26 protein-coding genes are annotated in these 21,592 nt (G+C 69.9%); 16 read left to right on the top strand and 10 right to left on the bottom strand.

Features of this window, described 5'->3' with window-relative positions; genetic code table 11:
- The 4 genes from FV229_RS16715 to FV229_RS16700 all read right to left on the bottom strand — a co-directional run.
- A partial coding sequence (locus FV229_RS16715; RefSeq protein WP_187275174.1) for a 2-dehydropantoate 2-reductase N-terminal domain-containing protein occupies window positions 1-532 on the bottom strand: 532 nt, incomplete at its 3' end.
- On the bottom strand, window positions 529-1,482 hold the full coding sequence (locus tag FV229_RS16710; protein ID WP_147753046.1) for a GNAT family N-acetyltransferase: 954 nt from the start codon (window positions 1,480-1,482) through the stop codon (window positions 529-531). The genes FV229_RS16710 and FV229_RS16715, both read right to left, overlap by 4 nt.
- A complete protein-coding gene (gene tsaD / locus FV229_RS16705; protein WP_147753045.1) occupies window positions 1,479-2,549 on the bottom strand; it encodes a tRNA (adenosine(37)-N6)-threonylcarbamoyltransferase complex transferase subunit TsaD in 1,071 nt (356 codons plus the stop codon). The genes FV229_RS16710 and tsaD overlap by 4 nt, the downstream gene beginning before the upstream one ends.
- 99 nt (window positions 2,550-2,648) lie before the next feature.
- Complete coding sequence (locus tag FV229_RS16700; protein WP_147753044.1) at window positions 2,649-3,038, bottom strand: DUF2293 domain-containing protein; 390 nt, start codon at window positions 3,036-3,038, stop codon at window positions 2,649-2,651.
- A 105-nt stretch (window positions 3,039-3,143) separates the two neighbouring features.
- On the opposite strand from FV229_RS16700, the gene FV229_RS16695 reads away from it, so the two are divergent.
- On the top strand, window positions 3,144-3,401 hold the full coding sequence (locus FV229_RS16695; RefSeq protein ID WP_147753043.1) for a hypothetical protein: 258 nt from the start codon (window positions 3,144-3,146) through the stop codon (window positions 3,399-3,401).
- Window positions 3,402-3,428: 27 nt separating this feature from the next.
- Window positions 3,429-4,376 (top strand): ABC transporter ATP-binding protein, encoded by a 948-nt coding sequence (locus FV229_RS16690; RefSeq protein WP_147753042.1) that lies wholly within the window; start codon window positions 3,429-3,431, stop codon window positions 4,374-4,376.
- Between the two features lie 314 nt (window positions 4,377-4,690).
- Here FV229_RS16690 and rpsD read toward each other — a convergent pair whose 3' ends face one another.
- Together rpsD and FV229_RS16680 are read right to left on the bottom strand one after the other, a co-directional pair.
- Window positions 4,691-5,308, bottom strand: coding sequence for a 30S ribosomal protein S4 (rpsD, locus tag FV229_RS16685; protein ID WP_147725774.1), 618 nt, complete (start codon window positions 5,306-5,308; stop codon window positions 4,691-4,693).
- A gap of 193 nt (window positions 5,309-5,501) precedes the next feature.
- Complete coding sequence (locus FV229_RS16680) at window positions 5,502-6,266, bottom strand: alpha/beta hydrolase (protein WP_147753041.1); 765 nt, start codon at window positions 6,264-6,266, stop codon at window positions 5,502-5,504.
- Window positions 6,267-6,371: 105 nt separating this feature from the next.
- Here FV229_RS16680 and FV229_RS16675 point away from each other — a divergent pair, with 105 nt between their 5' ends.
- On the top strand, window positions 6,372-7,214 hold the full coding sequence (locus FV229_RS16675; protein ID WP_147753040.1) for an FkbM family methyltransferase: 843 nt from the start codon (window positions 6,372-6,374) through the stop codon (window positions 7,212-7,214).
- On the opposite strand, the gene sfsA is transcribed toward FV229_RS16675, so the two are convergent.
- Window positions 7,201-7,917, bottom strand: coding sequence for a DNA/RNA nuclease SfsA (gene sfsA / locus FV229_RS16670; protein ID WP_147753039.1), 717 nt, complete (start codon window positions 7,915-7,917; stop codon window positions 7,201-7,203). The genes FV229_RS16675 and sfsA overlap by 14 nt on opposite strands.
- Before the next feature lie 122 nt (window positions 7,918-8,039).
- Between sfsA and FV229_RS16665 the strand changes: the two genes are divergently transcribed.
- The 13 genes from FV229_RS16665 to folK all read left to right on the top strand — a co-directional run bounded on the left by FV229_RS16665 (window position 8,040) and on the right by folK (window position 18,672).
- Complete coding sequence (locus FV229_RS16665; protein WP_147753038.1) at window positions 8,040-8,780, top strand: molybdopterin-binding protein; 741 nt, start codon at window positions 8,040-8,042, stop codon at window positions 8,778-8,780.
- 44 nt (window positions 8,781-8,824) lie between these two features.
- Window positions 8,825-9,700 carry a formate/nitrite transporter family protein gene (locus FV229_RS16660; protein WP_147753037.1) on the top strand — a complete coding sequence of 292 codons (876 nt, stop codon included), beginning with the start codon at window positions 8,825-8,827 and terminating at the stop codon, window positions 9,698-9,700.
- 132 nt (window positions 9,701-9,832) lie between these two features.
- Window positions 9,833-11,461, top strand: coding sequence for an ATP-binding protein (locus tag FV229_RS16655; protein ID WP_147753036.1), 1,629 nt, complete (start codon window positions 9,833-9,835; stop codon window positions 11,459-11,461).
- Window positions 11,458-12,162: a response regulator transcription factor gene (locus tag FV229_RS16650; RefSeq protein ID WP_147753035.1), complete on the top strand. Its 705-nt coding sequence runs from the start codon at window positions 11,458-11,460 to the stop codon at window positions 12,160-12,162. The genes FV229_RS16655 and FV229_RS16650 overlap by 4 nt, the downstream gene beginning before the upstream one ends.
- A gap of 190 nt (window positions 12,163-12,352) precedes the next feature.
- Entirely contained in the window at window positions 12,353-12,442 is a 90-nt protein-coding gene (pqqA, locus tag FV229_RS16645; RefSeq protein ID WP_055889187.1) for a pyrroloquinoline quinone precursor peptide PqqA, read from the top strand.
- A gap of 45 nt (window positions 12,443-12,487) precedes the next feature.
- On the top strand, window positions 12,488-13,387 hold the full coding sequence (pqqB, locus tag FV229_RS16640; RefSeq protein WP_147753034.1) for a pyrroloquinoline quinone biosynthesis protein PqqB: 900 nt from the start codon (window positions 12,488-12,490) through the stop codon (window positions 13,385-13,387).
- Between the two features lie 152 nt (window positions 13,388-13,539).
- On the top strand, window positions 13,540-14,619 hold the full coding sequence (pqqC, locus tag FV229_RS16635) for a pyrroloquinoline-quinone synthase PqqC (protein ID WP_147753033.1): 1,080 nt from the start codon (window positions 13,540-13,542) through the stop codon (window positions 14,617-14,619).
- Window positions 14,616-15,761, top strand: coding sequence for a pyrroloquinoline quinone biosynthesis protein PqqE (gene pqqE / locus FV229_RS16630; RefSeq protein ID WP_147753032.1), 1,146 nt, complete (start codon window positions 14,616-14,618; stop codon window positions 15,759-15,761). The genes pqqC and pqqE overlap by 4 nt, the downstream gene beginning before the upstream one ends.
- A gap of 11 nt (window positions 15,762-15,772) precedes the next feature.
- Entirely contained in the window at window positions 15,773-16,492 is a 720-nt protein-coding gene (locus FV229_RS16625) for a hypothetical protein (protein ID WP_147753048.1), read from the top strand.
- Entirely contained in the window at window positions 16,473-16,838 is a 366-nt protein-coding gene (locus tag FV229_RS16620; RefSeq protein ID WP_147753031.1) for a hypothetical protein, read from the top strand. Before FV229_RS16625 ends, FV229_RS16620 begins: the two co-directional genes overlap by 20 nt.
- Window positions 16,839-17,051: 213 nt before the next feature.
- Window positions 17,052-17,831 (top strand): dihydropteroate synthase, encoded by a 780-nt coding sequence (gene folP / locus FV229_RS16615; RefSeq protein WP_147753047.1) that lies wholly within the window; start codon window positions 17,052-17,054, stop codon window positions 17,829-17,831.
- A complete protein-coding gene (folB, locus tag FV229_RS16610) occupies window positions 17,828-18,202 on the top strand; it encodes a dihydroneopterin aldolase (RefSeq protein ID WP_147753030.1) in 375 nt (124 codons plus the stop codon). Before folP ends, folB begins: the two co-directional genes overlap by 4 nt.
- Window positions 18,199-18,672: a 2-amino-4-hydroxy-6-hydroxymethyldihydropteridine diphosphokinase gene (folK, locus tag FV229_RS16605; RefSeq protein ID WP_147753029.1), complete on the top strand. Its 474-nt coding sequence runs from the start codon at window positions 18,199-18,201 to the stop codon at window positions 18,670-18,672. The genes folB and folK overlap by 4 nt, the downstream gene beginning before the upstream one ends.
- Before the next feature lie 91 nt (window positions 18,673-18,763).
- Here the strand turns inward: folK and xoxJ are convergent, their stop codons facing one another.
- The 3 genes from xoxJ to FV229_RS16590 form a co-directional block, all read right to left on the bottom strand.
- Complete coding sequence (gene xoxJ / locus FV229_RS16600) at window positions 18,764-19,618, bottom strand: rare earth element methanol dehydrogenase accessory protein XoxJ (RefSeq protein WP_147753028.1); 855 nt, start codon at window positions 19,616-19,618, stop codon at window positions 18,764-18,766.
- Window positions 19,618-20,229: a c-type cytochrome, methanol metabolism-related gene (locus FV229_RS16595; protein ID WP_147753027.1), complete on the bottom strand. Its 612-nt coding sequence runs from the start codon at window positions 20,227-20,229 to the stop codon at window positions 19,618-19,620. The genes xoxJ and FV229_RS16595 overlap by 1 nt, the downstream gene beginning before the upstream one ends.
- Window positions 20,230-20,369: 140 nt before the next feature.
- The coding region (locus FV229_RS16590) for a PQQ-dependent dehydrogenase, methanol/ethanol family (protein ID WP_147753026.1) at window positions 20,370-21,592 on the bottom strand (1,223 nt) is incomplete at its 5' end.

Raw genomic sequence — 21,592 nt, 5'->3', positions numbered from 1 at the left:
GCCGCAGGGCCGGGCCGGACAGCAGGCGGGCGAGGCTCGCGGCGAGCCCGGCATCCGCGGCGGCCAGCGTCACCGCCGTCGGCAGGTTGCGGGCGACGTCCACCGCGAAGCTCGGGCCGGACAGGACCGCGACCGGCGCGCCCGCCGGCAGCACCTCGGCCGCCACCGCGCTCATGAACGCGCCGGTCGTGCGCTCGATCCCCTTCGAGCACAGGACCACCGGCGCGCCCGGCGCGAAGGCGGGGGCGAGCTGCGCGAGCACCGCGCGCGAGGTCTGCGCCGGCGTCACCATCAGCACCGCGTCCGCGCTGGCGAGGTCGCCGGCCTCGGCCGTCGCGCGGATGCGGGGATGCAGCTTGACGCCCGGCAGGTAGCGCGCGTTCTCGCGCGACGCTTCGAGTGCGGCGGCGGTTTCGGCGTCGCGCAGCCACAGGGTGACCGGCCGGCCCGCTGCCGCTGCGGCGTTCGCCAGCGCCGTGCCCCAGGCGCCGCCGCCGACCACCGCGACGGGTCGCGCCTTCTCGCCGGTCATGCGGGCTCTCCGGCAAAATCCGCCGCGGCGAGGCGGTAGAGGACGTGCCGGCGCAAGGGGCCGTCGGCGGGAACCGCGGGATGGTCGAAATCCTCCGCCTGCACCATCCCAAGCCGCTCCATCACCCGCCGCGACGGCGTGTTGCCGAGGGCTGTGAACGCCACCACGCCTGGGAGCCCGCAACGGCCGAACAGGTCCGCGAGGGCCAGGCGCGCGGCGCGGGTGGCGATGCCGCGGCCCCAGGCCTCGGGGCTGAGGCGCCAGCCGATCTCGATGAGGCTGCCCGGGCGCTCGCCGCCCGCGAACGGCATCGCGCGCATCAACCGCATCGCGCCGACGAAGCCGAGGAACGGCCCGCCCGGCTCCTCGACGGCCCAGGGGCCGAAGCCGTCGGCTTCGAAGCGCCGGTCGAGGGCGCGGGCCTCGGTCAGGCTCTCGCCGGCCGACTTCAACTTCGGGAAGTGGCGCATCACCTCCGGGTCGGCGTTCAGCCGCGCGAAGGGCGCGTCGTCCGCGCGGCGCCAGCGGCGCAGGCGCAACGACGCCGTCTCCAGGGTCGCGGGGGCCTCGGGCGGGCGGCGCTTGCCGCGCCATTGCAGCGAGCGGCGGTTGAGCAGGGCGAGGTCGGCGCGCCCCGATAGCACGGCGTTGCCGAGGTCGATCGCCACCGCGAGCCGATCGGGCGGCATGTTGGCCCAGGCCGGCGCGGCCACGCTCTCGCGCCAGGGGCCGTTGCAGGCGTTGTCGAGGAGGATGCGCGCGAAGCAGTGGTCGTCGACGACGGGCCAATCCGGATGCGCGGGCGCGGCCTGCGGCAGCAGGCGGTCGACGAGGTCGCGCCAGCGCGCCTGCGGCTCGCCCACGGGAGGCGCGGCGTCCGGCTCGGGCGCAGGCGACCTCAGATCGCGAAAATTTCCGCGGGCGAGGACGTGGCGGGCGGCTCCGCTCATCCGGCGGTCGCCTCGGCGCGGGGTGCTTCGGCCGGAGGGGCTTCGGCGAAGGGCCAGCGGGCGCGGGCCGGCGCGGTGATGTCGTCGGTCATGCCGAGCCGCAAACGCTCGATCCCGGCCCAGGCGATCATCGCGCCGTTGTCGCCGCAGAGCGCCAGCGGCGGGGCGACGAAGGCGAGGCCCGCCTCCCCCGCCAGCGCCGCCAGCGCCCTACGGATCGCGCCGTTGGCCGAGACGCCGCCGGCGGCCACCAGGGCGGTCGGGTGCCCGGCGACGCCGGAGAAGGTGCGTAACGCCACGCGGACGCGGTCGACCACCACGTCGACCACCGCGGCCTGGAAGCCGGCGCAGAGGTCGGCGACGTCCCGCTCGGCGAGCGGCGCCGTGCGCTCGGCCTCTATCCGGAGGGCGGTCTTGAGGCCGGACAGGGAGAAGTTCGCGTCGCGGCGCCCGAGCATCGGCCGCGGCAGGGCGAAGCGCTCCGGGTCGCCGGCTTCCGCCATGCGCTCGACCTCGGGGCCGCCGGGATAGGCCAGCCCGAGGAGCTTGGCGACCTTGTCGAAGGCTTCGCCGATCGCGTCGTCGATGGTGCCGCCGAGGCGGACGTAGTCGCCGACGCCCTTCACCGCGACGAGCTGGGTGTGGCCGCCCGAGGCGAGCAGCAGCAGGTAGGGGAAGGCGAGGCCGTCGGTCAGCCGCGCGGTGAGCGCGTGCGCCTCGAGGTGGTTGACGGCCAGGAGCGGCTTGCGCGCGACGAGCGCCAGGGTCTTGGCGGTGACGAGGCCGACCAGCACCCCGCCGATCAGGCCGGGGCCGGCCGCGACCGCGATGCCGTCCACGTCCTTGAGGGCCATGCCGGCGCGGTCCAGGGCGCGGGCGATCAGCCGATCCAGCACCTCGACGTGGGCGCGGGCGGCGATCTCGGGCACCACGCCGCCATAGGCCGCGTGCTCGGCGATCTGGCTCAGCACCTCGTTCGAGCGGATGACGCCGCGCCCGTCCTCGCCCGGCGCGACGATCGCGGCGGCGGTCTCGTCGCAGGTGGTTTCGATGCCCAGCACGTTCATGGTGACGATCGACGCTTCCGTTCCCGCGCGAACCCGCCCGCCCCGTGTATCCGCTCGGGGCGCCCCCCGGCAACGACCCGCGGCGCCGATCGCGTCGCCTCAGGGCGTGTCGGCCTCGTCGGAGGCTTCCGCCTCCGGGATCGGCGCCGCGCCCCAGCCGGCCAGCACCGCGTTCAACGCGTCGAGGACGAAGTGGCGGGCGCTGTCACGATCGTAGCCCTCGGCGAGGAGGTCGTCGTAATCGGTGAAGACGTGGCGGGCGTAGGCGACGAGGGCGAGCCGCGCCGCCGTCTCGGGCGCCGCCCCGCGCAGGCCCTGGCTGGCGAGCGCCGAGTCGACGACCGCCTCGGCCTCGAACTCCGGCAGGCGCCGGGCGAGGCGTGCGAGCGCGGCCGCGACCTGCTCCCTTCGGTTGCGCGGCGCCCCGCCGTCCTGTCGCGCTGCGGGCAAACGACGCTCCCTCGGATCCTCGGCGCGATCGGCCGGCATCGGTGGCGGGCGTGCCATAGTTTTTGACCGAGCGCACGCTAGGATGACGCCATCGACGTCGTGCCCGGGTCTGAGCCTGCACGCGCGACGCCCCCGGAGACGACCATGATCCGCCGCCTCGCCTTCTTCCTGCTGATCCCCGCCCTCGCGACCGCCCCCGCGTTCGCCGAGAAGGCCGCAACCGGTGCGACCGTGCCTCGGCCCGCCGGCGCCCAGCCCACGAGCGAGGCCCGCAAGGAGTCGGCGATGAAGGCGGCGAATCAGGCCGAGATGCTCAAGGCGCAGAAGGCGTCCGCCGCCCGCGACAAGGCCTGGGACACGCGCACCCGCGCCTCGATGTCCTCGATCTGCAAGGGCTGCTGAGCGGCGCGCCGAGGCGTCGCACCGGCCGTGATCCGCTTCGAGGGCGTCTCCAAGCACTTCCCCGGGGCGCCCGGCCCCGCCGTCGACCGGCTCGACCTGACGATCCCCGAGGGCAGCACCTCCGTGCTGATCGGGCCTTCGGGCTGCGGCAAGTCGACGACGCTGCGGCTGGTCAATCGGCTGATCGACCCGGATGCCGGGCGCATCACCCTCGGTGGGCGCGATGTCGCGACCACGGACCCGATCGCCCTGCGCCGCGGCATCGGCTACGTGCTGCAGGGGGTTGGCCTGTTTCCCCATCGCAGCGTCGCCGAGAACGTCGCCACCGTCCCCGGCTTGCTGGGCTGGCCGAAGGCGCGGATCGCCGGCCGCGTCGACGCGATGCTCGATCTCGTCGGCCTCGATCCGGCGACCTATCGCGACCGCCGCCCGGACGCGCTCTCCGGCGGCCAGCGCCAGCGCGTCGGCGTCGCCCGGGCGCTCGCCGCGGACCCGCCGGTGATCCTGATGGACGAGCCGTTCGGCGCCGTCGACCCGGTCGCGCGCGGCCGGCTCCAGGCCGAGATCGGCGCGATCCTCAAGCGTCTGTCCAAGACCGTGCTAATCGTCACCCACGACATCGACGAGGCTATGCTGATGGGCGACCGCGTCGTGCTGATGCGGGCCGGCCGCGTGGTCCAGGCGGAGGCGCCGCGCGCCCTCCTGGCCGCGCCGGCCGACGCCTTCGTGGCATCCTTTGTCGGGGAGGACCGGGCGCTGCGCCGTCTCGCGCTGGTGACGGTGGCGGAGGCCGCCGAGCCCGGCGAGGCTGTGGGTGCGCCGAGTATCGCGGCCGGTGCGTCGCTGCGCGATGCCCTCTCGGCGATGCTGGCCGCCGGCTGCACGCGCCTCGTCGTCACCGGCGGGCCGGGGGCGCGCCACGTGACCCTGGACGCGATCCAGCGCGCGGGCTCCGTGGGGAAGCGCGAGGCCTGAAGGGGCGTCGGTTATTCCGGGGCGTTTACAGGCGACGCCCCATCCTGGCGGCCCATTTCCAAACCCTCCCCGTAATCCCGGGCTCGCCTGCGGCGCCCCGGGATGACGGAAGCGTTGCGCGCGGCAGTGGAAAGTCGCGTGAACGCAAAACCGCGCGCGCCACCTCGCCTGACCACGCATGGAAAAGGGCCGCCCTTTCGGACGACCCTTCCCATAGATACGACGATGAAACGTCACGAGGATATGACGATGGAACGTCACACAGATACGACGATGACACGTCACATAGATATGACGATGGAACGTCGAACCGATCAGCGCGAGTAGAACTCGATCACGAGGTTCGGTTCCATCTGCACCGGGTACGGCACCTCGGTGAGGCCCGGCACGCGGGTGACGCGCGCGGTCATCTTCTGGTGATCGACCTCGATGTAGTCGGGCACGTCGCGCTCGGGGAGCTGCGAGGCGACGACCACGATCTCGAGCTGACGCGAGGCTTCCTTGACCTCGATCAGGTCGCCCGGCTTCACGAGGTAGCTCGGGATGTTGACCCGGCGCCCGTTGACCTTGATGTGGCCGTGGTTGACGAACTGGCGGGCCGCGAACGGCGTCGCCACGAACTTCGAGCGATACACCACGGCGTCGAGGCGGCGCTCGAGCAGGCCGATCAGGTTCTCGCTCGAGTCGCCGCGCAGGCGGATGGCCTCGGCGTAGTAACGGCGGAACTGCTTCTCGGTGATGTTGCCGTAGTAGCCCTTGAGCTTTTGCTTGGCGCGCAGCTGCGTGCCGAAGTCGCTCATCTTGCCCTTGCGGCGCTGGCCGTGCTGGCCGGGGCCGTATTCGCGGCGGTTCACGGGGCTCTTCGGGCGGCCCCAGATGTTCTGGCCCATGCGGCGGTCGAGCTTGTGCTTGGCCTGAATCCGCTTCGACATATCGCGTGTCCTCTCGCAAACGAGAATTCGAGGAACGCGCCCTCCTCTTCCCGCCGGCCTTGCGGCTCGGGACGACAGAGCGGCCGTGTCGGCCGTTCGCGGGTGCGTATGAAAACGCCAAGCGGCCCCTCAGAGGAGCCGCGATGACGAGGGCGTTCCTAGTCGAGCCGGCCGAACTGGTCAATCCTCGCCGTCACGGGCGCGCCGCGAGGAAGGCCAGCACCCCGTCGCGGTGCGGCTTGGCGCCGACGGCGGAGCTGTGGTCGCGCCCTTCGAGCTCGAGGCTCTGCGCGTTCGGCATCAGCGCGGCGAGCGCCGGCCCGGAGCCGGCGACGGTGTCGAGGGTGCCGACGCTGACGAGGACAGGCACCTCGATCTGCCCGATCTCAGCGCGCGACAGGGTCTGGCGCGAGCCGCGCATGCAGGCGGCGAGCGCGCGCAGGTCACTCTTCGTCTGCTCGGCGAAGATGCGGAAGGCGGCAGCGGTCGGGTTCGCGGCTTTCGTGCCCGCGGGCGCCTCGAGCGCCTCGGCGATGCCGGAAGGCAGGCCCTTTCCCTCGACGAGGTGCAGGCCGAGGCCGCCGATCAGCGCCGAGCGGACGCGCGCCGCGTGGTCGAGGGCGAGGTGCGCGGTGATGCGGGCCCCCATCGAGTAGCCCATGATGTCGGCGCGCGCGATCCCGAGATGGTCGAGGAGGCGCACGGCGTCGCCCGCCATGTCCTCGGAGCCGTAGCGGGCGGGGTCGTAGAGCTTCTCGCTCTCGCCGTGGCCGCGGTTGTCCAGGGCGATGGCGCGGTAGCCGGCCTGGGTCAGCGTGCGCACCCACGTCGTGTTGACCCAGTTGACCGCGTGGTTCGAGGCGAAGCCGTGGATCAGAAAGACCGGGTCGCCGGTCCCGCCGACGGCCGGCACGTCGATGTAGGCGATCCGCACGCCGTCCGAATCGAAGCTGTCCATGGTCGTGGCCTTTCGCGTCCCGCGCCTCGCTTAAGAGCCGGCGCAGCGATGGGCAACGCGCGAGATGCTTGCGGGCCGGCGGCGCGGCTGGCATCAGCCCGGGGCATGAGCGACCATCAGCCCTACGGCACCTACGCCCCGGCCGGCCTCGTCGCGGCGATCGCCCGGCGGACCGTGCGGTTCTCGCCCGATTCCTGGCGCGGCCGCCGGATGGCGATGTTCCTGCGGCGCCTCGCGATCACGCTGATGCGCGGCAAGCCCCTCGACGTCGAGCGGCTCGGCGCCCGGATGCGGCTGCACCCCTACAACAACAATTGCGAGAAGAAGGTGCTGTTCACGCCGCAATTCTTCGACCCGCAGGAGCGCGCCCTGCTGAAGGCGCGCCTGGAGCCGGGCTGCACCTTCCTCGACATCGGCGCCAACATCGGCGCCTACGCCTTGTTCGTGGCGGCCTTCGCCGGGCCGCGTGCGCGCATCCTCGCGGTCGAGCCGCAGCCCGACATCTTCGACCGGCTGACCTACAACATCGCTCAGAACCCGTTCCACACCGTGAAGGCGGTGGCCTGCGCCGTCGCCGACAAGGCCGGCGAGCTGACGCTGTTCGTCGACCCGCGCAACCGCGGTGAATCGAGCCTGAAGATCGTCGGCACCAACGAGAGCGCGCAGATCAAGGTGCCGGCGGTGACCCTGATGGACCTCGTGCGCACCGAGGGCCTGACCCGCATCGACGCGATCAAGCTCGACGTGGAGGGTGCCGAGGACCTAATCCTCGAGCCGTTCCTTCGCGAGGCGCCCCCGGCCCTGCTGCCGAAGCTGCTTGTGATCGAGGACGGCGTCGATCAGTGGCAGATCGACCTGCCGAAGCTCCTGGAAGGCCACGGCTACCGCGAGACCGGCCGCACCCGGCTGAACCGGATGTTCGAGCGGGTCGCCGCTAATCCGGCGTGACGATCGGGATCGCGTCGGCGACCGTCACCCCCTCCGGGTCGATCCGGCTGCGGTAGGCGTAGGTCTCCACTCCGGCTGCCCGCGCGTCCCGAAAGGCGCGGTCGAAAGCCGGATCGAGGTCGCGGGCGACGTCGAAGGCTTCCGCCTGCATCTGCGCCACGACGATGACGACCGCGCGGCCGCCGCCGGCGACCACCTCGGCAAGGTCGCGCATGTGCCGCGCACTCCGGGCCGCGACGCAGTCGGGGAACTCGGCGAGGTCCGCCTGCCGCATCAGGTGGCAGTTCTTCACCTCCACGTGGGCCGGCGGGAGCCCGCCCCCGCTTGCGAGGAAGTCGACGCGGCTCGCCGCAGCGTAGCGGACCTCTGGCTTCAGCGCCGTGTAGCCGGACAGCGGCGCGAGGCCGCCTGCGGCGAAGGCTTCGGCGACCAGCGCGTTCGGGCGCATCGTGTTGATGCCGACCCATTGCGGGCCGCCGGGCAAGTTCGCCTCCACCAGTTCCCAGGAATAGGTGAGCTTCCGGGTCGGGCTGTTGGCAGGCGAGAGCAGGACGCGGTTCCCGGCTTCCTTCAGGCCCAGCATCGCGCCGGGGTTGGCACAATGCGCGGTGACGCGCGTGCCGTCGGCCAGGTCCACGTCGGCGAGGAAGAGCTTGTAGCGCTGCACCAGGCGGCCTTCGATCAGGGGTGTGGGAAACTGCATCGGGTCCTGGCTGCGTTGCGGTCGCAGTGCATAGCCGACACGTGCCCGCGCATGAAGGCACCCTCAGTGGTCGCGCGCCCTCCGCCGCGCTATCTGCGATGCAACCCAGGACGACGAGCCCCATGACAATCGATCCCACCGCGATGACCGCCGCAATCCTCGTGATCGGCGACGAGATCCTGTCCGGCCGGACGAAGGACAAGAACATCGGCACGATCGCCGACTATCTCACCGCGGTCGGCATCGACCTGCGCGAGGTGCGGATCGTGCCCGACGAGCCGGACGCGATCGTCGGCGCGGTGAACGCGCTCCGCGCGGCCCACACCTACCTGTTCACCACCGGCGGCATCGGCCCGACCCACGACGACATCACCGCCGACTGCGTCGCCAAGGCCTTCGGCGTCGGCATCGACGTCGACCCGCGCGCCAAGGCGATGCTGCTGGAGCGGCACAAGCCCGAGGACCTGAACGAAGCCCGACTGCGCATGGCGCGGATCCCGGACGGCGCCGACCTGATCGCCAACCCGATCTCGAAGGCGCCGGGCTTCCGCATCGGCAACGTCTTCGTCATGGCCGGCGTGCCCTCGATCATGCAGGCGATGCTCGACCAGGTCGGCCCGACCCTGCCCACCGGCGCCCGGATGCTCTCCGAGACTGTCGAGGCCGGCAACCTGCCCGAGGGCAACTACGCCGCCGACCTCGCTGAGATCGCGAAGTCCTACGCGGACGTATCGATTGGATCCTATCCTTCGATGACGAAGGACGGGTTCGCCAACCGCATCGTCGCCCGCGGCAAGGATGCCGCCTCGGTGGCGCGTGCGCGGGCCGAGATCGAGGCGCTGGTGGCGCGCCTGCGCGGCTGACGGCAGCCCGTCCCAGTTTTTCCGGTTCGTGGAGCGTATGCGTGATGGCCGAGCGGAAGCCCGACGACAAGGAAGCCCGGCACGACGCGCACAAGGAGGCCGTGGCCGAGATCGGCCGCCCGGATGCCTTCGTGCTGCACGAGGTGATCCGGCGCGAGGGCAATGAGGAGTTGCGCCGCGACGGCGGGGCGCTGTTCCTCTCGGCCTTCGCCGCGGGCTTGAGCATCGCACTGTCGCTGATCGTGCCTGGCGTGCTGAAGACCCATCTGCCCGAGGGCGAGTGGACAAAGCTCCTCACCACGATGGGCTATGCGGTGGGCTTCCTGGTGGTGGTGCTCGGGCGGCAGCAACTCTTCACCGAGAACACCATCACGCCGATCCTGCCGCTGCTACACGACCGCTCGGCGAAGACCGCGTGGCGGGTGCTGCGCCTCTGGGCGATCGTGCTCTCGGGCAACATCCTGGCGACCCTGGCGATCGCGACCGTGCTCGCCCATACCGGCGCCTTCGAGCCGTCGGTGAAGGCGGCCTTTGCCGAGATCAGCCACCAGGCCATCGCGTTTCCGTTCTGGGACACCGTGCTGAAGGCGATCTTCGCCGGCTGGATGATCGCCTTGATGGTCTGGTTCCTGCCGGCCACCGGTACGGCGGCGCCGTTCGTGATCTTTCTGATGACCTGGCTGGTCTCCCTCTGCGGCCTCGCCCACATCGTCGCGGGATCGGTCGAGGCGTTCTACCTCGTGGTCACCGGCGCGGCGACGATGGGCGAGTACGCCGAGCGGTTCTTCGTGCCGACGTTGGTCGGCAACGTCTTCGGCGGCATGACGCTGGTGGCGGTGCTCAATTACGGACAGGTCGCCCCGGAGGTCGAGGAGAGCCGCGAGGTCGAGGAGGCCGAGGGCGGCGCCAACCGGGATTGAGGACGGTTCGCCCCCGCCGGCTGAGTTGGCTTTCCCACGGATTCGACCGAAAAGCTGATCCGAAGAGGCCGTGCTGGCGGCGTTCGCTCCATCGCGACGCGGCCGGAAACAGGATCGATTGGGAAAGGGACGATGCGTTCGCTAAAGGTCCGCTTCGCCTTGCTGCTCGGGTCGATCGCCCTCGTCGTCGTGCTGGCGGCGGCCGGCGTGCTCGCCGCGATCGGCGCCGCCGAGCAGACGATCGACCGGACGCTCGCCGCGCAGGGGCGCCTCGAACTCCTGGCCGAGCTGTCGGGCCGGATGACCCAATTCGGCATGGCCGCGGTCGAGACCATCGGCAACCCCGACCTCGCGCCGGAAGCGATGGGCATCGCGCGGAGCAACGTCGACCGCGCGCTCACGACCGTCGACGAGGCGCTGTCGCGATCCGTCGCCGGAAGCGACGACCCGTTGGACCGGATGCAATACGCCTTGCGCAGCCGGCCGATGGCGCAGCTGCGCGCGGCCCGGGTGATCCTCGACCGGCAGGTGTCTCAGATCGTCCGCGAGACCGATTCCGAGAAGCGCCAGAACTCGATCAAGGGTGCGCTCAACGGCTTCGGCGCGATGACCGGGCAGCCGCTCTCGTTCCTGATCGAGGCCGAGCGCCGCAGCATGGTGCTGGGCTCGGATGCGGCCCGCGAGCTGTCGCGCCGCCTGCGGATCGCGGCGGCCCTGGCGGTGCTCGGCGCGCTCGGGCTCGTCGTGCTGCTGTGGCGGAGCATCACCCGGCCGACTTTGGCGCGGATCGAGGCCGTGCGCCGGGCCGCCGGCGCCATCGGCGGCGGAAAGCTCGATACGCGCTTGTCCGTCGCGACCCGCGACGAGCTCGGCCTGTTGGTCGCCAACGTCAACCGCATGGCGGCACGCCTTTCTCGCCGCGAAGGCCGCGTTGCCGCCGACCGCGCGGCCTTGGAGGACACGGTCGAGGCCCGCACCGCCGACCTTCGCGCCGCCAACGCCCGACTCGAGGCGGTCGACCGCTCGCGCCGCCGCTTCTTCGCCGACGTGAGTCATGAGCTGCGCACCCCGCTGACCGTCATCCTCGGGGAATGCGACCTCGCGGCCCGCGCCGGACCCCGCATCACCGATCACGCCCCGGCCTTCGCCACCATCCGCAAGCGCGCGATGCGGCTGAAGCTGCGTGTGGAGGATCTCCTGCGTGTCGCCCGCTCGGAATCGGGCGAGATCGAGCTCGACCGCCGGGCCCTCGGGCTCGCCCCGGTCCTGGCCGAGGCGGTCGACAACCTCGCATCGGAGGCCGCCCGACGCCGCGTCGCGCTGACCTTCGAGCCGGGTGCGCGAGACCTCGAAGTGCTGGCCGACCGCGAGTGGATGCGCCAGGTCGTCGAGAGCCTGATCGACAACGCGCTGCGCCACGCCACAGGGCTCACCCGGGTCGTCGTCGCCCTGTCCGGCGGCGGCGCGGCGCCGGCGCGCATCACGGTCACCGACGACGGGCCGGGTTTCGGCAACCACGAGCAGACGTTGTTCGAGCGCTTTCGGCGCGGCGACCGCCCGGCGGAGATGGGCTTCGGGATCGGATTGGCCCTGGCGCGTTGGCTCATCGAACAGCATGATGGCACAATCCGCCTCGGCCCTGGCGAGGACGGCCGCGGGGCGAGGGTCACGCTGGACCTCCCGCCTCTCGACCTCACCGTGGAGGGCGACGACACGGCGAGCCGGGACGATCGACAAATTCGGAAGGACGACGCGGCATGACGCGAATCCTCGTGGTCGAGGACGACATCGACATCCGTGGCCTGCTCACCCGCGGCCTCGAGGCAGAGGGCTTCTCCGTCGACACCGCCGGCTGCGTCGGCGACGCGCTGGCCGCCGCTCGCGACGAGAGCCCGGAGGCGGTGGTGCTCGACATCACCCTGCCCGACGGGTCGGGCCACGACGTGTGCCGCTCCTTGCGCGAGGGCGGCTATCCCGGCCCGATCCTGTTCCTCTCGGCACGCGACGAGATTCGCGACCGGGCCGAAGGCCTCGCGCTCGGGGCCGACGACTACATCGTCAAGCCCTTCGTGTTCGACGAGCTGGTGGCGCGGCTGCGCACGCACCTGATGCGCCGTCAGGCGGCGGAGGGGCCTCGCACGCTGATCAACGCGGGTAAGCTCGTCCTCGACCTCGACACCCGGCAGGTCACCTGCGGCGAGGCGTCGGCCCGCCTGACCCCGCGCGAGGCCGAGCTGCTGGCCATGCTGATGGAGAGCGTGAACCGCCCGGTCTCCCGCGCCGACATCTTCGAGCGGCTGTGGGCGAGCCAGGGCGGCCTTTCGCTGAACGTGGTCGACGTCTACGTCGGCTACCTGCGCACGAAGATGGCCGACTTCGTCCGCCACGGTGGTCCGCTCCTCGTCACCGTGCGCGGACGCGGCTTCATGCTGGACTCCCGCGGTCCGGACTACCGGCACTGACCGGTGCGACGTTCGGGCGGGTGGATCCTCACAAAAATTTGGGAGCATCCGGCAATTTAGTGCTTGAAGCCGGAGCGGGAATTGCGGATACCCGTGCCGCGCTGGAAAACAAAAGCGCCATCAGTGTCTTAGGGTATCCTTAAGTTTACCTTTTCGGCACCGGATGCTCGCAATCAGACGGAGAAACACCATGACCTGGGCTGCCCCGATCGTTTCCGAAATCTGCGTCGGCATGGAAGTCACGAGCTACGAGTCCGCCGAGATCGACACCTTCAACTGAGGTGTCGCGCCGAGCTGAGGATTGTTGGCTGCATCGGACCATTCCATGCGCGTCGTAATCCTTGGCTCGGCTGCTGGCGGCGGCCTTCCCCAGTGGAATTGCCGCTGCCCGAACTGCCAGCTCGCGAGAACCGAGCCGAACCGCGTCAGGCCGCGGACCCAGTCGAGCATCGCGGTGTCTGCGGACGGCACGGATTGGCTCCTGGTGAACGCCTCGCCGGACATCCGGCAGCAATTCTTCGACAACCCGGTGATGCATCCGCGGGAAGGACTTCGGCATTCGCCGATCCGCGCCGTGCTGCTCACCAACGGCGACGTCGATCATGTCGCCGGCCTGCTGACGCTCCGCGAAGGCCAACCCTACACCCTCTACGGCACCGGCAGCATCCTCGATTCGGTCGCGGACAACCGCGTCTTCGACGTGATGGCCGAGGGCGTCGTCGCCCGCGAGGCGATCACCCTGGGCATGCGCTTCGAGCCGCTCCCCGGCTTAGCCGTCACACTGTTCGCGGTGCCCGGCAAGGTGCCGCTCTGGCTGGAGGATGCCAGCATGGAGCTCGGCGCCGAATCCGAGACCACGGTCGGCGCGATGATCGAGGCCGACGGACGGCGGCTCGCCTACATCCCCGGCTGCGCCCGCGTGACCGAGGACCTGAAGGCGCGGATTGCGGGCGTCGACGCGCTGCTCTTCGACGGCACGGTACTCCACGACGACGACATGATCCGCGCCGGTGTCGGCACCAAGACCGGCTGGCGCATGGGGCACGTGCCGATGCGGGGCGACGGGGGCTCGATCGCCGGCCTCAAGGACGTCGCGATCGGGTCGCGCGTCTTCGTGCACATCAACAACACCAATCCCGTCCTCGTCGAAGGTTCGCCCGAGCGCGAGGCGGTCGAGGCCGAGGGTTGGACGATCGCCCATGACGGGCTCACCTTGAGCCTCTGACGGCGACGACCGGGCGCGGTTGGCATTTGCCGGTGCCGCGACCTATCTCATGACGAGACGTGCGCGATTCGATTGCGCCGAGACGCCGCCGCCAGACGCGGCGCACGACGAGACGACCAGGAAACGCCTCCGAACGGACGCTTGGTGACGCCATGAACGCAGTGTTCCCGACCCCCCAATCCGAGACTTCCGAGCGGCTGCTGAGCCCCGAGGAACTGGAGGCGGCGCTGCGCGACATCGGCGCCCGGCGCTACCACAACCTGCATCCGTTTCACCGCCTGCTGCACGACGGCAAGCTGAGCAAGGACCAGGTCCGGGCCTGGGCGTTGAACCGCTACTATTACCAGGCGATGATCCCGGTGAAGGACGCCGCGGTGCTGGCGCGGATGACCGACGCCTCGCTCCGCCGCGTCTGGCGCCAGCGCATCGTCGACCACGACGGCGACGCGCCTGGCGACGGCGGCATCGAACGCTGGCTGAAGCTTGCCGAGGGCGTCGGCTTCCGCCGGGACTACGTCGAGTCCACCGACGGCATCCTGTCGGCCACCAAGTTCTCGGTCGAGGCCTACGTCCACTTCGTTTCCGAGCGCTCGCTGCTCGAAGCCATCGCGTCGTCGCTGACCGAGATGTTCTCGCCGAACATCATCTCCGAGCGCGTCTCGGGCATGCTGAAGAACTACGACTTCATCACCAAGGAGACGCTGGCCTATTTCGAGAAGCGCATGACGCAGGCGCCCCGCGACGCCGACTTCGCCCTCGACTATGTCAAGCGCCACGCCACCACCCCCGCGTTGCAGCGGCAGGCGATGGCGGCGTTGACCTTCAAGTGCAACGTGCTGTGGACGCAGCTCGACGCGCTGTACTTCGCCTACGTCGCCCCCGGGATGATCCCGCCGGACGCCTGGACGCCCGGCGCCGGTCTCGTCGCCGAGACGCAGACCCAGGCGCCGGGGACCGGCCGGCTCACGGCCGCCGACGTGCCGCGCCTGCCGCGCGGCGTGCGGATGCGCTTCGACCAGACCCGCGACAAGCACGTCCTGCTCGCCCCCGAGCGCACCTTCGACCTCGACGACAACGCCGTCGCGGTCCTCAACCTCGTCGACGGCCAAACCAGCGTCGCGGCGATCGCCGACCGGCTTGGCCAGACCTACGCCGCCGACCCGCGCGTCATCGAGGTCGACGTGCTGGCCATGCTGAACGACCTCGCCGCGAAGAGGGTCTTGGAGCGATGAACGCGATCACCCCGAACGCGGCGGCGATCCCGGCCCCGGTCGGGCTGCTCGCCGAGCTGACGCATCGCTGCCCGCTGCGTTGCCCATATTGCTCGAACCCGCTCGACCTCGATCGGCGCTCGCGCGAGCTCGACACCGCGACGTGGCAGCGCGTGCTGACAGAGGCCGCGGCCCTCGGCGTTCTGCACGTCCACCTGTCCGGCGGCGAGCCGACCGCGCGCAACGACATCGTCGAAATCACCGAGACCTGCGCCAAGCTCGGGCTCTATTCGAACCTCATCACCTCCGGCGTCGGCGGTGCGCTGGGCAAGCTCCAGGCGCTCTACGACGTCGGCCTCGATCACGTGCAGCTCTCGGTGCAGGGCGTGGACGCGGCCAACGCCGAGAAGATCGGTGGCCTGAAGAACGCGCAGCCGCAGAAGATGGAGTTCGCCGCCAAGGCGACCGAGCTCGGACTGCCGTTGACGCTGAACTCGGTGATCCACCGCGGCAACATCCACGAGGTCGAGGGCTTCATCGATCTCGCCGTGAAGCTCGGCGCCAAGCGGCTCGAGGTGGCCCACACCCAGTATTACGGCTGGGCCTACGTGAACCGCGCCGCGCTGATGCCGGATAAGGCTCAGGTCGATCAGTCGATCCGCATCGTGGAGGCGGCGCGCGAGCGGCTGAAGGGCCAGCTCGTCATCGACCTCGTCGTGCCAGACTACTACGCGAAGTACCCGAAGGCCTGCGCTGGCGGCTGGGGCCGCAAGCTCATCAACGTGACGCCGCAGGGCAAGGTGCTGCCGTGCCATGCGGCCGAGACGATCAGCCACCTCGAGTTTTGGCACGTGACCGAGCATTCCCTCGGCGACATCTGGGCGAACTCGCCGGCCTTCACTGCCTATCGCGGCACAGACTGGATGCAGGAGCCCTGCCGCTCCTGCGACCGGCGCGAGAAGGATTGGGGCGGTTGCCGCTGTCAGGCGCTGGCGCTGGCTGGCGATGCGGCGGCAACCGACCCGGCCTGCTCGCTCTCGCCGCTACATGCCAAGGTGCGGGCGCTGGCCGTCGAGGAGGCGGCGGAGACCCCGCCCGACTACACCTACCGGACGATCGGGGCCAACATCCCGGCGCCCAACAAGGAGGACGCCCTCTCGTGAAGTGTTTCGTCATCGCCGCAACCTTGCTCGCCGTCGCTCCGGCGCTGGCCGTCGAGGCGGCGCCCCCTGCCCCCGCCGCAGCGCCCGTTGCCCCTGCCGCAGCGCCCGAGAAGGCGAACGCGAGCGCGATCCCGAGCGCGGCCGACCTGCTGTTCGAGCAGCCCCAGCTCAAGAACGCTGCCGCCGGCACCACCCTGACCTACGACTACCTGCGCCGCTCCGGCATTGCGAAGGGGCCGTTCGGGCCGCCCCTCGACGACACGATCAAGCTCACCCTCGAGCCCGGTAAGGGCGGGGACGGCCGTAACATCGGCGTCGAGATGTTCTCGGGTACGAACCGGTTCCCGGCCGGCCCGTTCGAGGACATGCCCGGCAACCCGGTGATCCCGCTGTTCCTCGAGAACCACCTGACCAACCTTGCCCGGGTGCTGCAGGCCAACCCGCGCTACCTCAAGCTCGCAATCCGCAAGGGGCTGCGCGACGGCGCCACCGTCACGCCGATCAAGGTCGACTACAAGGGCCGCACGGTCGACGCCTGGCAAGTGGTGACCAAGCCCTTCGCCGGCGACGCGCTCGCCCAGCGCATGCGCGGCATGGACAACATGACCTACACCTTCGTCACCTCGCCCGAGGTGCCCGGCGAGATCATCTCGATCGAGGCGCAATCGAAGAATACCGAGGGCGGCGAACTCTTGGAGGAGCGGCTGAGCTATGATCAGAAAGCTGGTTGAGGGCTTAGCCCTGTCCGGGGTCGCGCTGGCGATGCTGGCGATCCCCGTCGCCGCGGCAGAGGCCGAGAACGACTATCCGACCGACGCCCGCGTCGACTACGTGTTCGGGTGCATGGCTGCCAACGGCCAGACCCGCGAGGCGATGCGGCGCTGCACCTGCTCGGTCGATCAGCTCGCCGCGATCCTCCCCTACGACAAGTACGTGCAGGCGAGCACGGTGCTGTCGATGCGCCAGGGCGTTGGCGCCCGCTCGAACGAGTTCAAGTCGACGAAGGTGTTCGACGACAAGGTCGCCGACCTCCGCCGCGCCCAGGCCGAGGCCGAGATCCGCTGCTACCGCGGCTGAGACGGCGCCGTCCGCCGCGAACGTTCGAAAGGCCGCCCCGCTCCGGGCGGCTTTTTTCGTGCGCGACGGGCGCCGTTGCTTCGCTTCGAAAAACCGGCCACATCGACCCCGCGGGAGCGGCCCGCGCAGACCCTTGAGAAGCGACGCCCCTTGAGCCATCGACCCGCCGCCCTCGCCGACCTGCTGCCGGATCTCGGCCGGCGGACCCTCGTGATGGGCATCCTCAACGTCACGCCCGATTCGTTCTCGGATGGCGGCCGCTTCGTCGACGAGCAGGCCGCGTGCCGGCAAGCCGACGCGCTTGCTGCCGAGGGTGCCGCGCTGATCGACATCGGTGGCGAGTCGACTCGTCCCGGACACGTCCCGGTGCCGGCCGACGAGGAGCAGGCACGCGTCCTGCCCGCGATCCGGGCGTTGGCGAACCGGCTCTCCGTGCCGATCTCGATCGACACCTACAAGGCGTCCACGGCCGAGTGCGCGCTCGCAGCCGGTGCCCGCCTCGTGAACGACGTCTGGGGCCTGCAGCGCGAGCCCGACATCGCCCACGTCGCCGCTGACCACGGCGCGCCGGTGATGATCATGCACAACCGCGAGACGATCGATCCCGGCCTCGACATCGTCGCCGACATGCTGCGCTTCTTCGAGGTCTCGCTCGGCATCGCCCGCCGCGCCGGCATCCCCGACGGCGACATCGTGCTCGATCCGGGCATCGGTTTCGGCAAGAGCTGGGAGCAGCATCTGGAAGCGCTGCGGCACCTGCCCGAGATCCGCGCGCTCGGCTTCCCCGTCCTCGTCGGCGTCTCGCGAAAGTCGCTGCTCGGGCGCCTGCACGATCGCGAGACCGCGCCGGCCGACCGGCTCCACGGGTCGCTCGCGGCGCATGCCTTGGCGGCCACGCTGGGGGCCGACATCGTCCGGGTCCACGACGTGGCCGCCCATGTCGATGCGATGCGCGTGGTCGACGCGGTGCTGCGCCCGGGAGACCGTCGATGAGCGACCGCATCCTCGTCGAGCGCATCGCAGTCTTCGCCCACCACGGCGTCCTGCCGGAGGAGACGCGCCTTGGCCAGCGCTTCTACCTGTCGCTCGACGTCGGCCTCGATCTCGGTCCCGCCGGCCGCTCCGACGACGTGACGCGAACCGTGAGCTACGCCGACCTCACGGCGATCGCGGTCGCGATCGCAGCCGAGCGGCGCTTCGACCTGATCGAAGCCCTGGCCGAAGCCATCGCCGCCGAGATCCTGGAACGCTTTACCGCCATCGACACGATCACCGTGCGGATCGACAAGCCGAGCGCGCCGGTGCCGGCGGTCCTCGACGGAGTGGCGGTGGTGATCACCCGCCGGCAAGAGGCGCGGGCATGACACGCGCCTATCTCGGCCTCGGCAGCAACATCGGCGACAAGGCTGCGCACTTGGCTGCAGCCGTGGAGGGGCTCGCCGGGGTGCCTGGCCTCCGGGTCGTCGCGCGGTCGGCCGACTACCGGACCCCGCCCTGGGGCGAGACCGATCAGGACTGGTTCCTGAACGGTGCGCTCGCGATCGAGGCCGACCTAGACCCCCATTCCCTGCTCGATGCCTGCCTCGGCGTCGAGCGCGACCTCGGCCGCATTCGTGAGCGCCGTTGGGGACCGCGGGTGATCGATATCGACGTGCTGCACTATGCCGGGGCTGCGGTCTCGGACGAACGCCTCGTCCTGCCGCACCGCTACGTCCGCGAGCGCGCCTTCGTGCTTGTGCCGCTGGCCGAGATCGCCCCCGATCTCGTCATCGGCGGTGAGACGGTCTCGGAGGCGCTGGCCAAGCTCGACCGAAGCGGCATCCAGCGGAACTGACGCTGGCGCGAAACGACGAAGGGCCGGGCTTTCGCCCGATCCTTCGTCGTTTCGCGCCCGTTTGGTAACGAACTACGCGTCGGCCCTCTTCTCAGTGCTCTTCGGGCGCGAGAAGCTTGTTCTCTTCTTCGTCCAGTAGGGGCACGTCGAAGTCGCGAAGCACCTTTTCGATGTCGGCCCGGCGCTTGCGCAGGATCGTGTTCAGCGAGCGCTTCCAGTCGTTCTCGCCGATCCGCACGGCCATCGCGATGCGGTAGCTCATCGGTGGCCGGTCGGGCTCCTTCAGGAGCGGGATCACGTCCATCGCCGTGCCGCTCTGCTTGGCCAGCCACCCGGCGGACGGCCCCCACAGTACGGCGGCGTCGATCTGTCCGGCCGCGAGGTCGGAGACGATCTCGGCGCCCACTGTCTGGTTCTTGCGTGACGGATCGAGCTGGTAGGGCGCGTAGGCCTTCATGGTCGAGATCAGGCCAAGATCGCCCATCCGGTTCACAGGCGGCGTCCCGGCGATCACGCCGATGCGCTTGCCCTTGAGCTTGGGATCGTCGAGCCCAGTGACCCCGGCGAGGCCGCCCTTCTTGACGAGGAGCGTGTAGGACGAACGGTAGTACGGGTTGGTGTTCTGCACGCCCTCGCTACCGAGGGCCGACCCCACGATCAGGTCGCACAGGCCGGTGCCGAGGGTGTTACGGACGAAACCGGGACCCTGCGTCAGCCAGTAATAGCGGACCTTGACCTTGAGCTCGTCGGCGATGATGCCCGCGATGCGGTTTTCGAAGCCGTCTTCCTTGCGTTCGGAGAACGGCATGTTGCCTGGATCGCCACAGACGCGAAGGACGTCTGCGGTGACGAGGTCGGGGAGATGCTGCGCATCAGCCACCCGCGCGCCTGCCAGGAACGGCAGGAGCGCGAGCGCCATGGCGGCATGGGTGCGTGCGCGGCGCATCAGCCGCCCATGCACTCCTTCTCGGCCTTCTTGGCGGCCTCGGGCTTGTCTTCCTTGTCGCCCGGGCGGACGCGGCCCATGGCGCCGGAGGCGCGGGCCTTCAGGTAGACATAGAGGTCGTCCGAGTAGCACATGACGTTCTTGTTGTCGCCGAAAGCCGGCATGACCTTCTGGTCCGAGGAGCTCACGTCCTGCTTGCCGCCGGCGAGGATGCCGATGAACTCCTCGTAGGAGAGGTGCTTGAGGGAGTCCTTCAGAGCCGGCGCATAGGTCGAGCCCATGCCGTCCGGGCCGTGGCAGACGTGGCACTCGGCGTGATAGCGGCGGTACCCGGAGTAGGTGTACCAGTCGAACTTCTTGCCGGCATCGGTGATGTGAAAGGTCGGGTGACCTTCGGCGTCGAAGTACTTGCCCTCTTCGACCTTCACTGCGGCGTCCTTCTTCAGGAGCTTGTCGTCGGGCTCGGCCGACTTGTCGGCGGTGTTCAGCGAGTTGGCGAGGGCGGGATCGGCGGGCTTGGCATCCTCAGCATGTACGGCGACCATCGAAACGGACGCTAGGGCGAGGGCGGCCAGGAACGGCCGCGTGACGGATTTGCTGAGGTAATGCAACGCTGTAATCTCCCTGAGACCTGAAGGTCATGCCGCTCTCAGGCGGCCTTTCGCGGCCTTCTTGAGGGGCATTCTAATCATAAGAATGCCGGCGCGGAAACCCGCGCCGGCACTCATTTCAAGCCGTTTCGTGCGACCGATTAGTTCGGCAGGGCGAAGACGGTGAGCTGGCCACCGAGGTTGGTGTAGCTCGAGAGGGCGGCGTAACCACCCACCGCGCCGAGGCCGGCGTTCGGGTCGGTCAAGCCGGCCGCGAGGCCGATGCCGGCCCAGCCACCGACACCCGACAGGATGCCGACGTACTGCTTGCCCTTGTGCTGGTAGGTCATCACGTTGCCGATGATGCCCGACGGGGTCTTGAACTTGTACAGTTCCTTACCCGTCTTGGAGTCGACGGCCTTCAGGTAGCCTTCGAGCGTGCCGTAGAAGACCACGTCGCCGGCGGTGGCGAGAGCACCCGACCAGACCGAGAACTGCTCGGGGTTCGACCACTTGATCTTACCCTCGACGCCGTCCCAGGCGATGAAGTTGCCCATGCCGCCATGGCTGTTCGGCGCGGGGTACATCGACAGGGTCGCACCGACGTAGGGCTGGCCCGGGGTGTAGGTCACCCGGAATGGCTCGTAGTCCATGCAGACGTGGTTGGTGGGCACGTAGAACAAGTTGGTCTTCGGCGAGAACGCAGCAGGCTGCTGGTCCTTGGTGCCGAGGGCCGCCGGGCAGATACCCTTGGAGTTGGTATCTTCACCGTTCTGCTCGGTGGAGTACTTCGACAAGACCAGCGGCCGGCCGTAGGTCTTCGACCCCTTGTCCATGTCGACTTTGGAGGCCCAGTTGACGACCGGGTCGAACTTCTCGGCGACGAGGAGTTCGCCGGTGGCGCGGTTCAGGGTGTAGCCGAAGCCGTTGCGGTCGAAGTGGGTCAGCAGCGGGGTGTCCTTACCGCCGACCTTCTGGTCGGTGAGGATCATCTCGTTGATGCCGTCGTAGTCCCACTCGTCGTGCGGGGTCATCTGGTAGACCCACTTGGCCACGCCCGTGTCCGGGTTACGCGCCCACACCGTCATCGACCAGCGGTTGTCGCCCGGACGCTGCTTGGGGTTCCAGGTCGAGGGGTTGCCCGAGCCATAGTACATCAGGTCGAGCTTCGGGTCGTAGGAGAACCAGCCCCAGGTGCAGCCGCCGCCGGTCTTCCACTGGTCGCCTTCCCAAGTCTTGGTCGAGCTATCCTTGCCGACCGGCTTGCCGAGGTGGGTGGTCTTCTCCGGGTCGACCAGCATCTGGTCGTCCGGGCCGATCGAGTAGCCGCGCCAGACCTTCTTGCCGGTCTTGGCGTCGTAGGCGGTCACGTGGCACTGCACGC

This window comes from Methylobacterium sp. WL120 (assembly GCF_008039465.1).
GTDB lineage: Bacteria > Pseudomonadota > Alphaproteobacteria > Rhizobiales > Beijerinckiaceae > Methylobacterium > Methylobacterium cerastii.
This window is presented reverse-complemented; position numbering and strand designations above follow the sequence as displayed.